This window comes from Prevotella sp. P6B1, from assembly GCF_000702825.1.
Classification (GTDB): domain Bacteria; phylum Bacteroidota; class Bacteroidia; order Bacteroidales; family Bacteroidaceae; genus Prevotella.
This window is the reverse complement of record NZ_JNKF01000011.1, coordinates 525,167-537,390: the sequence shown is the minus strand read 5'-3', so window position 1 is coordinate 537,390 and position 12,224 is coordinate 525,167. Positions and strand designations below refer to the sequence as shown.

The 12,224-nt window shown below is 45.1% G+C and carries 7 protein-coding genes; 2 read left to right on the top strand and 5 right to left on the bottom strand.

All coding sequences use genetic code 11. The annotated features are described in order from the left end of the window. The first annotated feature begins 13 nt into the window (after positions 1-13). Positions 14-268: an N-acetylmuramoyl-L-alanine amidase gene (locus T495_RS0106390; protein WP_051651888.1), complete on the top strand. Its 255-nt coding sequence runs from the start codon at positions 14-16 to the stop codon at positions 266-268. Between the two features lie 41 nt (positions 269-309). Here T495_RS0106390 and bglX read toward each other — a convergent pair whose 3' ends face one another. The 5 genes from bglX to T495_RS0106365 all read right to left on the bottom strand — a co-directional run bounded on the left by bglX (position 310) and on the right by T495_RS0106365 (position 10,975). Next, positions 310-4,074 carry a beta-glucosidase BglX gene (gene bglX, locus T495_RS15575; protein ID WP_081832037.1) on the bottom strand — a complete coding sequence of 1,255 codons (3,765 nt, stop codon included), beginning with the start codon at positions 4,072-4,074 and terminating at the stop codon, positions 310-312. A 20-nt stretch (positions 4,075-4,094) separates the two neighbouring features. After that, positions 4,095-5,930, bottom strand: coding sequence for a RagB/SusD family nutrient uptake outer membrane protein (locus T495_RS0106380; protein ID WP_033148116.1), 1,836 nt, complete (start codon positions 5,928-5,930; stop codon positions 4,095-4,097). Positions 5,931-5,956: 26 nt separating this feature from the next. Beyond that, positions 5,957-9,247, bottom strand: coding sequence for a SusC/RagA family TonB-linked outer membrane protein (locus tag T495_RS0106375; RefSeq protein WP_081832044.1), 3,291 nt, complete (start codon positions 9,245-9,247; stop codon positions 5,957-5,959). 128 nt (positions 9,248-9,375) lie between these two features. Continuing rightward, on the bottom strand, positions 9,376-10,311 hold the full coding sequence (locus T495_RS0106370; protein ID WP_197020350.1) for a FecR family protein: 936 nt from the start codon (positions 10,309-10,311) through the stop codon (positions 9,376-9,378). Positions 10,312-10,411: 100 nt separating this feature from the next. After that, positions 10,412-10,975, bottom strand: a complete 564-nt coding sequence (locus tag T495_RS0106365) for an RNA polymerase sigma factor (RefSeq protein ID WP_033147990.1) — start codon at positions 10,973-10,975, stop codon at positions 10,412-10,414. Between the two features lie 267 nt (positions 10,976-11,242). Between T495_RS0106365 and T495_RS0106360 the strand changes: the two genes are divergently transcribed. After that, on the top strand, positions 11,243-12,223 hold the full coding sequence (locus tag T495_RS0106360; protein ID WP_028904548.1) for a hypothetical protein: 981 nt from the start codon (positions 11,243-11,245) through the stop codon (positions 12,221-12,223). Position 12,224 lies beyond the last annotated feature (1 nt).

Genomic DNA, 12,224 nt, shown 5'->3' with positions numbered 1-12,224 from the left:
CCGACCGGAATGGATGGTGGGTGCGCACTGTGTGAACCACAACAAGTATTCGATAGGCGTGTGCTACGAAGGTGGTTACGACGCCCGTGGTCAACACGCCGACACCCGCACCCCAGCTCAGAAGTCAGCCCTCCGCCAGCTGCTCGCCGACCTGCACCGTCGCTACCCGCGCGCCGTCATCGTAGGCCATCACGACCTGAACCACCGGAAGGCCTGTCCCTGCATAGCCAACGTAGCCCGCGAGTACGCCGACCTCCAGCCGGAGTAAACACCACAATCCTCGCTCAGTGGCGGGGATTGTGGTGTGTCTTATTTCAGTTCAAATTGTTTCGAAAGTAGTTCTTGGCTATTAGGACCAATCATGACATTGAATGCGCCAGGCTCCACAATATGTTCTAATTGGAGATTGTAGAAACTTAGCAGGTCGTCTGTAATCTCGAATGTAACCGTTTGACTTTTACCGGGCTTCAGATGAATACGCTTAAATCCTTTCAGTTCTTTGACGGGGCGGGCAATGCTGGCTGATACATCGTGGATGTACAACTGGACAACCTCATCGCCGGCTCGTTTCCCTGTATTCGAAACTGTTATGCTTGCACGAATGACTTCACCTTTCTTTTTCTGAGTGGCACTCAAAGTCATATCGCTATATTTGAAAGTAGTATAGCTTAATCCATAGCCGAAAGGAAATACAGGATCGAGCGGACTGTCGAGATAGTTCAGAGCGTACTTTGAAAACCATTTCTGGTCAGTAGTAGGGCGTCCGGTTACCAGATGATTGTAATAACAGGGCTCGTGACCAGTTGATAAAGGGAATGTGGTAGTGAGCTTTCCACTTGGATTAACATCGCCAAAGAGTATGTCGCAGATAGCATTTGCGCTCTCACTGCCTCCAAACCAAACGTTTAATATGGCAGGGATATGCTCTTTCTCCCACTTCATGACTACTGGACGTCCTGTGAAATATACAATTACTACGGGTTTGCCAGTTGCTTTGAGCGCTTTTAGCAGGCGCATCTGTGTGTCAGGCAAATTCAGGTCGCTACGACTGGATGACTCACCGGTCATTTCCTGCGACTCACCAATAGCAGCAACAATGATGTCGGCTTGACTTGCCACTGCCAATGCCTCGTTGAGCAGTTGCTGTTCTGTGCGTGCATCACGTATGCCTGTATCCCGATAGGCTCCATGGCTCTCTATTTTGGCACTCTCATAGAAATTACTCCCTTTTGCATAGAGCACTTTAGCACGGTTTCCTACAGCATCGCGCATGGCGTCTAACAGTGTGAGATAGGGAAAGTCGCGTACTGCCGATGGTGTCCACATGCCTAACATGTTCTCCTTTCCATCAGCCATAGGCCCTATCAAAGCTATTGTTCCTTTCCGGTCTAAGGGGAGCAGATTATCTTCATTCTTAAGCAGTACAAAACTCTCGGTAGCCACCTTTCTGGCAAATGCCCGATGCTCGTCGGTAAACACCAGTTTCTTGATATCTTTCTTATCGCAATAACGATAGGGATTATCGAATAGTCCTAAGTCCCATTTGGCTCTCAGAATTCTACGGCATGCTTTATCGATGTCGGCCTCAGAAATCTTGCCTTCCTGCAACGACTTGGTTAGTGTACCAATGAATCCTCTTGAGCACATGTCCATATCGGTCCCTGCCTTCAAGGCTTTCATTGAAGTTTCCTGTTGATTGCCACATCCCCAGGTGATAGCTTCGTTGATACTACCCCAGTCGGTTACTACAAAACCCTTGAATCTCCACTCATCGCGTAATAGCTTAGTGAGAAGCCATGGACTCAGTGTGGCAGGCACATAATCGATGGTGTTAAATGAAGACATAATGCTACCAACACCTGCATTCACAGCAGCGTGATAGGGGGCCAGATAATCGTTGTACATGCGAACACGGCTCATATCGGTGACATTATAGTCGAGCCCCGACTCAACAGAGCCATACAAGGCGAAATGCTTTACGCAAGCCATCACTTCGTTGGTATGGTAGGTGCCACCTTTGGTCTTGTCGCCCTGATAGCCTTTTACGTATGCTTCAGCAATTCTGCTTCCTAAGTATGGATCCTCACCGGCACTCTCGGCAATACGCCCCCAGCGTGCGTCTTTCGATATATCAACCATCGGACTGTACACCCAGCAAATGCCATCGGCAGCTGCTTCGCTGGCAGCTATCCTGGCGCACTGTTCTATAGCCTTGATGTCCCAGGTACATGCCAGTCCTAATGGTATGGGAAAGATGGTGCGATAGCCATGTATCACATCCAAACCGAAAATGAGTGGAATGCCCAATCGGCTCTTCTCAACAGCATATTTCTGGACTTCATAAATTCTACTGGCATTCATCAAACCGAGGTAGCCACCGACAAGACCTTCCTGTAAATCCTTTTGTTCAACACCTTTCTGACCGATTCCTGTATCGATGCTGCCGGCATCAATCAGGTTTAACTGACCGATTTTCTCCTCAACAGTCATTCGTGACATTAAGTCGTCAATAAACTTATCGCCCTTGTCGGTTACGTCTTTAAACATGAACTTTTCTAAGATTTCCTTTGAGTCTACCTTTTGTACGCATCCGTTATAGCGGTCGATGGCGATACTGGCCGCTATGGCAGAACTCTGACCTAACACCATGAAGACTGGTTCCATGCGGATAGAACCGTATGCAATATGGGAGGCCGACAGACAGACGGGGACTATCAGATTGGATGCCTCTTCCTGTTTAGGAGTGATGGCACCATACGATATTGGATAAATGCCTGCCGGCGGAACCTCGACATTGCCTTCATTTTTCACCATACCGTTTACTATGCAGCGGCTGCAGTTATGGCTGTCCATATTATAGGCAGCCCAGCCTATAGAGTCGGTAGCTATAATCCGGCGCTCACAGTGAGCTTGTGTCATAACGGTACGTCCAATCATGCGACGTGCTTCACGGATGTACAACTGGGGTGTGAAGTGATTACTCTCTGCATACTCATCCTTGGGATAGCCCCAATGTTTGATTTCATCACGTATGCTCTGTGGTATTCTGGGGTCGTGCCCCACGAAATATAGTAAGCCCTTCGTGTAGTCCAGGTGATCCTTGAATATCTCATCACGTTTGGCATAACTTCCCTCGGGATAGTCCCAGTTGGCACCAATCATGTCGGTCGAAAAACCATTACGGTTGTTGATGTCAGTCTTATGGTTTGGCATCATCGACCAGATGAAAATCTGATTGATACTGGTTGGCTTCTGCTTCTCAATCTGGCGTATCAACAGTTCATACTTCTCGGGTGCATAGTTCTCGGGTTTAGTGATTTCTATGCGGTTGGCAGGATTGTTTGTTAGCGTTATGCGGAAATTATAGGCCTGCACACGCTTGTCGCCATTGCCCTGAGCGCCCATTTCTACAGGTTGGATGCCATAAAGAATACCGCTGGCAGGATTGCCTTTCTCTACATAGGGATCGATACCGTCGGGCAGCTGATGGCCATCAAGCATCTGTACACCATTGAGCGTTTCATGATAGGTTTCATTCGACTCACGACCTACCGTGTATGATACTCCAGCTCGGGCCATCAGGTCGCCTTCGTAGCTGCAGTCAATAAACACTTTTGCTTTTACCTTACGCGTCTTTCCTGTTACAGGGTTCTCGAGCGTGATACTTTCTATTTTATGTTTGTTTTTCTGTGCTGACAGAATGCGGTTTTGGTAGAGCACCTGTATATTTGAGTCCTTCAGATATTTCTGGTATATTTCAAGTGCGACATGTGGCTCAAAGGTAAAGGCAGCCTCTTTCTTTCCATAATGGGCACCCACCTGACGATAGAAATCCATAGCCATACCCTTGATGATATCTACATGTCCGATATCGGTCAGACCAAGTCCACCAGTTGTCATACCTCCAATTCTTGTGGTAGGCTCTATCAGCAATACGCTTTTACCTTGTTGCTTGGCTGTATAGGCTGCTATCACGCCAGCCGATGTGGCGCCATACACGCACACATCTATAGGCTGGGCGTTGATAGTCAGGGAAACGCAAGCTAAAATAACTGTGATTCCTTTTCTTAACATATAACCAATAATAAAACAGATTAATATTCAGGGTTCTGAGTGAGTTTGGGGTTCACAAGAATATCATCGGCAGGAATGGGCCAGAGATAATTCTTCTTGGCATCGAACTGCATCTGATAGAACTTAACGATATAGCCATTGGCTTCCATCTCACTTAGGTCGGGGATGCCATTCTCATCGATGGCAGGAACACCACCTACGGGGAAATTGCCATTGTCCCAGTTGTCGAGTATCTGCTGGAACCCTACGGAGAGATCCCTGTTCGACTCTGCACCTCGTTTCCCGTTCCAGGCTGCAGATCCAGACCACGAACGGTTGAGATAGTACATGGGTACATTATGCGTCTTTTCCATAATGTGCCAGCGCAATAGGTCGCGATAACGGATACCCTCGAATGCGAACTCTGAACGACGCTCTATCCTGATGAGCTTTCGGATGGCAGCCTGCGAAGTGGCCATGGCACGTGGATAGGCGATGTTGGTACCCTGATAAGCGCGCTGACGTACGAGATTAACAGTCTTGTCGAGAATCTCTTGGGTACACTTGCCAAGTTCGTTCATTGCTTCTGCATACGACAACAGTACTTCAGCATAGCGCATATATGGATATACATTATCGCCGATATTCGAGTTTGAACGATAGTCGGTCCAGTTGTCCTTCCTGAATTTGCGGATAATCAGACTATTGTAGGCCGAGTGCTCGTTTGCACCTTTACCATCGGTGTTAACCACCATCTGACCGGTAGAAACCTGATAGACGTTGACGGCATAAGGGTTAGGATTATACTCGTAGCCATAAGCAATATAGTCGGGATACTTCTCTGGGAAAGTGCCATCGACCTTTGATTGTTCATACTCATCGAAATCTTTAGAAAACTTTGTCTTGAAAGGCTGAATGGTGCAAGCCAGTCGTGGGTCGCGGTTCTCGAACGGATCCTTGGGATTGTAGAGTGGTGACTCATCGATGGGCAGACCGTCGATACAGGTGAATGAACAGAGTAGGGGTAATGATGGACCTGTGTTACAATAACCACCAATCTTACGTGTCACGTAGTTGGGTAGGGCACTGAAGAAACCTACACCATATTTCAGGTTAATATCAGCCTTAAAATAGAATATGAGTTCAGGTGATGTGTCGGCTGTGAACAACGAGGCAAAGTCGTTATGGAGTTGATATGTACCTAATGCCATGCACTGCTCGGCAGCTGTGGCTGCAATCTGCCAGTCGCCGTGGAACAAGGCTATACGAGTTTTGAAGGCCAATGCGGCTCCTTTGGTTGGACGCATGGTGCCTACGAATTTTTCTGGCAATAAGCTATAGGCTTTGTCCAGACATTCGTAAGCAAACTGCAATACCTCGGCTTTTGGACTGCGCTCAGCCTCGTAAGCTTCATCAAGCGACATGCCAGTCTTATTTAATACGCAGTCGCCATAGTACATAGTCAGTGTGCCATAGGCACAGCCCACCATGAAGTAGGCTTCGCCCTTATATTGGTTGAGCTTGGCTTCGGTGATACCAGCAGGCGTCTTATTTTCCAAAGCATCCAGAATCTTCAGCGATCTTGAGATGGCTTTGTAGGCACTCGACCATCTTTCGGTAGTGGTACCTGACTGAGAAGTGACGGTGCCCAATGTGAATTCGTTAGATCCATTACGGTTCAGAATATCATCGTCCCAGTCTAATCCATCGATAGGAAAGAATGCTGTTCGCCATAGGTCGTTCAACGACATTTCGGTCTCTTCCTCGTCGTTGTACCAGTTCTCACTCGATGCTTGCGACAATGGATTAATGTCGAGGTTGGCACAGGAACTTAAGGTCAGCATCAGAACCAGAAGTGGGAAATATATCTTTTTCATAATCATTGTTCTTTATTGAATAGTTTTTATAATGAAATATTGAATCCAAACACATAGGATGAAAGCAGATAGTCGCCACTGCCGTATTCTGGGTCGTATCCTTTAGGATAGTTGGAGAAGGCAGGCAGATCGCTGGCACTGAAGTATACTCTGAGTTTTTTAACCTTGAACTTGCTGGTGATAGCTGCAGGAATAGTGTATCCCAGAGTGATATTCTTGATGCGCATATAGGCACCGTTAAACAGGTAGAAATCGCTCATGGCCAGCGTGTTTGCAGTGTTTGATGTCAGCTTAGGATACTTCATCTGTGCATTCTGTTCATCGGTGTTGTAAGGACTCCAATGATTGTTGACAAGCAGTTCGGGAATGCTGGTGGTCTGATATTCGTATGCGTTCACCCAGCTACTTTTGATGTAGGCTAACTGATGACCGATACCTTGGAAAGAAAGGTTGAAGTCGAAATCCTTCCAACTGGCCCATAATGAGCCGCCATACATCAACTCTGGCATAGAGTTGCCTAAACGTACACGGTCGCCACTGGCAGTGATGTTTCCGTCTTCGTTGATATCGGCATAACGGATGTTACCTGGTCCATCGTTCTTTGTCAGTACGGCTATGGGGTTACCATCGGCATCAGTCATGGCTGCTTCGTTCAGGATGATTCCTAAATTGCGATAACCATACCACTCGTTGTAGTAAGAACCCTCTTCGGTCAGTTTGTTATCGCTGATAACTTGTTTGTCGGCCATATAACCCATTTTTGACCGATAATCAGAGATGTTGAAGTTGGCACCATAAGAAAAATCGCCAATATGGTCGCGCCACGACAGTTCCACATCCCATCCTCTGGTATGCATATCGGCAACATTGTTCACTGGTGAGTTGTAACCGAAATAGGAGGGGAATCCAATCTCAAGTAGCATGTCGGTGGTCTTCTTGTAATAATAGTCAAACGAGAAGCGGAGTCGGTCAGAGAAGAATGCTAAGTCGGCACCTGCGCCATAAGTGGTAGTAGTCTCCCAGGTAATGTCGTTGAAGGCATATTGAATCTGGGATGCTGATTGCAGCGCATCAACCCCGCCTGTAGAGTTAGGCAGATAGGTTGTCCCGAAAGTAAGCAGAGCCTGATAAGGGAACTCAGAGCCGATGCGCTCATTACCAAGTTTTCCTATCGAGGCACGTAGCTTCAGATAGCTGAGTGTGCCTTTCTTGAACCAAGGTTCTTCTGAGATGACCCAACCTGCACTAACCGAAGGGAAGGTGCCCCAACGATGTCCTTTAGCAAAACGTGATGAGCCGTCACTGCGAACGTTGGCCTGGAGTAAATATCTGTCGGCATAGGAATACATGATACGTCCGAATACAGAGCGATAGGCATTATGTCCTGCGCCACCGCTGTTATACTGCTTGTCGGATGAGCCCAGATCCAGATAAGGGAAATTGTTGAGTGAGTAATCGTTACGCTGAGCACTCTCATTCTCATAAGAATATGTATAGTCTTCATAACCAGCCATGGCACTGAATGAATGATGGTCAAGTCGCAGTTTGTAATTGGCAAAGAACTGCTTGGTCAGACTATAGTTATCGTTACGGGTCTCCGTCAGATCGGTAGAGCCGAAGCCTGTACCGTAGATCATATCACCATTCAGGCGGCGAACCTTATATTTGGTGCGGAAGGTCTTGCCTTTGTAGAAGGCTTTATTGGGTGCAATGACAGCAGAAATAGTGAGTCCCTTGAATGGCGTTACATCAAGTTGAAACTTACTGTTAAGGATGTAATTGTCGCCTTTTGTTCCGCCACCATATTTCAGGGCTGCTAACTGGTTGTCGCCGTCCTTAGCGTCGGCCAAAGAGCCATCAGACCAATAGGCTGCGTAGATAGGAGCACGGCGTGTAAATCCTTCAAGGGCTGTATATTCATTTGCACCAAACGGTGTATTAGTACGGCTATATACAACGTTAAAATCTACATTGGCATGAATCCAGTTATTAATCTGATAATCGTTGTTTACTCTTACATTCAGTTTCTGGTAGTCCTTACCTTCATAAAGCGCTTCGGTGTCGTAATAGCTTAAGCTCAGGTTGGTCTTCAACTTCTCTGTTCCACCAGTCAGTCCGATTGTGTGCTTCTGATGGTGTTTTGAACTCTTAAGATAACCCATCCAGTTGGTATCGGGATAACTATCGGGATCGGCTTGATGCATCTGGGCGTAATTCTCAATGAATTCCTGCGTGTAGGCAGAGTAGAGAGAGGAAGCACCATCGTTATATTTCAGTTCATTCAGACCGGTCATCCATTCTACGGCATTACCAAACTTCGGCATGGCCGTTGGTGTGTCAATGCCATATTCCATGTTGTACGACAGGCTGAACTCGTTGGTCTTGGCTCGTTTGGTGGTGATAAGAATAACACCAGCGGCAGCTCGCGAACCGTAAATAGAAGCCGATGCGGCATCTTTAAGAACCTGAATGCTTTCCACATCCTCGGTTGATACATCATCTATGCTACGAGCTGGAACACCATCAATAATAACAAGTGGATCGTTGGTTGAGATGGTGGTCACACCACGTACCCGGATTGTAGCACTCTGGCTGGGATCGCCATTGGAACGCGTTACCTGTACACCCGACATCTCGCCTTGAAGAGCTGTCGACAAGCGGGCTGTTACTTTGTCCTTCAGTCTGTCGCTGCCGACCTGAGTCATGGAACCGGTCAAGTCGGATTTACGAGCCGTACCATATCCGATAACAACTACATCGTCTAATGCCAGTGTGTTATCCTCGAGTGTAATCTCCATGTTGTCTGAAGCAGGTATTTCCTTGGTAGTACAGCCGATATAGGATATCACAAGAATAGTTCCTTTATCAACATCAAGTACAAAGTTGCCGTCGTAGTCGGTTACCGTACCGTTTTTGGAGCCCTTCTGCATGATGGTTGCTCCAATAACGGGTTCGCCTTTACTGTCGAGCACGCGGCCTTTGCTCTTTTGTTTTGCGTTGGTTGAGGACGGTGTCTTGTCTGTAATGACAATAGATGTACTCGAAACAATGCGATAACCGAGGTTGCGGCCTTTAAGTACTGCATCGAGCACTGTTGGTACAGGTTGAGATGTAAATGATGCATTGATGTCATTGCGCGAATCAATGACGGCATCACGATAGGAGAAACGGTAGGTGGTCTGCTTCTCAATCACTTTGAACACCTGTCTGAGACTGGCATTCTTAACATTGATTGTCACGTTCTGCGTTTGTGCGCTGACTGTGATACTAAAAAGACACATGGTCCAGATAGCAATCAAAAACTTTAATTTCAACATTTTCTTCATTTTAAATTAGTTATTGATGAATACTTTTGGGGTTTCTTCAATGGTATAGACAACCATTTTTTGAGAAAGTACCAAAAAAAGTGCCAAATGCTAAAAAAAGCATCCGACACCCTTCATCACTACCTAATATAGATATTGTTACCTTTGACCATTGTCTTGAAATGATAGGTCTCTTCAAGTATTCTTAGACATTCTCCTAAATCCCTACTTGTCATAATTCCCGTGAAACGGTCGTTGAGGACTTTCTGATTATCAAAGTGAATAGTCACTAAATACGTATTTTCTAATTGTTTGAATACGTTATTAAGTGGAACATTTCTGAATATCAGTTCATGACGTAGCCATCCGGTAGCTTCGGTAACATCTTTGAATGTGCGTACAGTCAAACTGCCATTTCCTTTTTGATGGATAAGTTGCTGATGTGGTGAAAGAATCATTTCTTTGGCAGAGATTTTGGAAATGAACTGCACACTTCCTTCCTCAAGAAACAATTCATCAATGTCGGAACGGTGTCGGGATTTCAGATCAAACTCTGTACCTAACACTTTTACTGTCATACTCTCCGTATTGATAGAGAAAGGACTCTCTGGGTTTTTGGCCACTTGGAAATAGCCTTCTCCCTCGAACGTGATATGTCTCTGACTATTGTTGAATTCCTTTGGTGAATAAGAGAGTACAGTCTCTTCATTGAGGGCCACCTTGGTGCCATCAGGCAGTGTGATGTTGGCACGCTCCCCAAATCCTGTAGCAATCTCGATGGTTTGAGCCTCCAGTTTGAGGTTATCCTGATAGACTAAGTAGAGTGAAATCAATAGAACTGGCAGAATGAAGAGAGCTGCCACCTGCATCCAACGATAAACCGTATGCCAGATGCTAACCTTCTTAGCTTGATACACTGGCTCTTCTGCCAAGTCACCTATGCTTTGGCGTATTCGCATCATGACATCTTCGTCAACACCTGTCGTGTCGATTTCGTCATTGAGCCAGTCATCCTGGATGACTGCCCCCAATTGCTCGTCGGTCTGAGAATTAACATATTCCCTAAGTGTTGTCAATTCTTCGGGGCTGAGACTGTTTCTGCGATATTTATCTATTAATTCTTTCATCTGTTATTTATAGACATCTAAATTTGAAAAATGTACCAAATAATCACAACTAAGATACTAACCAGATTAAAAGTACGACTGTTGAAACACCTAATTTCTTTTTAAGGGTCCTTAAGCCTATTGAAATTTGGTTCTTGACCGTCTGTTCGCTTAATCCGAGCTTTTCGGCTATTTCCTTGATTTTCAATCCTTCCATCTTGGCCAATCGTATGACCTCCTGCTGTGTCTTAGGTAAACGATCTACCTCATATATTATCTTATCCTCAAATTCCTGGTATTCTAACTGCTGACTAACAGTGTCGGCAGAAATACTATTCTGATAGTCAACATAGTCAGCAAATATCGGGGAGTTTACTCTTGAGCGGAAGGCGTTTACTAAGAAATGTCGGGCACGTAAGAACAAGAGGTATTTCAGCGCTTCACCCTGACGGATGGTATGCTTATTACGCCAAAGCCATAGGAAAACATCGCCTACAATCTCTTCAGCATCCTCTTTTCGCTTACAGTATTGAAGACAGAAAGCATATAGGCGTTTGGCATACATCTTGTAGATGGTGTCAAATGCCTGTTCTGATCCTTCTCGGAGTTCGTTGATTAGTAGTTGGTCGGTCATATAGAGTTATATTCTTGGTGGCAAAGGTAATCATTTTTTTCGATTAAACAAATTTTTATATCACAAACTTGACAAATTCGACTTTTTTGTTTACGTTTACTCACGTATATATCTGCCGGGACATCGATAAGGTGTTCCGGCTTTTTTATGGAAAGAGTCTTGTGAATAACTTTTTTTATTAAATAAAACTTGGAACTTAATGAATCTTTTCTTATATTTGCAGCAATATTATTACTCATTTATTACTAACCAAAAATTAGAAGCTCTATGAAGAAGTTTGTTTTTATATTTATTGCACTCATAGCTCTCAGTCAGAGTGTATGTGCACAGGGAATGACTGCTACGCTGCAAAGTGGAGATAATCTGTTGATATTTTATGGTGTGGATGCCTTTAAGGATGCTTATACGGAGGCTAAAGACGGCGACCAGATTACGCTCTCTTCCGGTACCTTTAATGCGACAGAGGGAAATGTATCTAAATCGGTTAAGATAACAGGTGTTGGGGCTTATGAAGAAAGTCAGAATACTATTATTGCATCATTGAACGTCACTGGATCGGATGTTCGTATAGAGAGTATTAGGTTTACTGGCACACTGTATGTCTCAGGTTCAACAAATCTGATTGTCACTCGTTGTTGGGTGGAGAAGTTGAATGCTTCAAGCGATTACACAAACGCCTTATTCGATCAGTGTGTACATAAAGAAATCAAAGGTATGCCTTATGCTATTGATTTTACATTTAAAAATTGTACCATTAATGATTTCTCTGATTCAAACACTACCTCTAACATTGGAAGAATCCTAAATTGTGTCGTATATTTTTATGCTAGTTGGTATGATATTCACAAAAGGCCTTATGCCATCTACAAAAATTGTTTGTTGGGTGCAGAGGCTCTAATGGGCTCTACAGCTACCGTATCATGTACTGCTCCTTCTGAGTTTTATTACAATGTTGGCTTCTTTGTGAAGAATAATTCGGGAACTGTTAACTTTGAAACGACATCAGCCTCTCTGGCATCCAATAATTCTGGTGGAACCTATGGCGATATTTTCAATGGTGAAATGCTTTTTCCTGCTAAGCCTCAAAACATACCTAACGGTGATGATGGTACGGTTGTTGGCCCTTATGGCGGAACGGGATTCTCTCAGTATCCTGCTATACCTCGTGTTATCAGCAAGAATATTGATACCCATACCAATGACGAGGGTAAGCTCAATGTGAAGATTGTGGTAAAGGCAGAAAACTAAA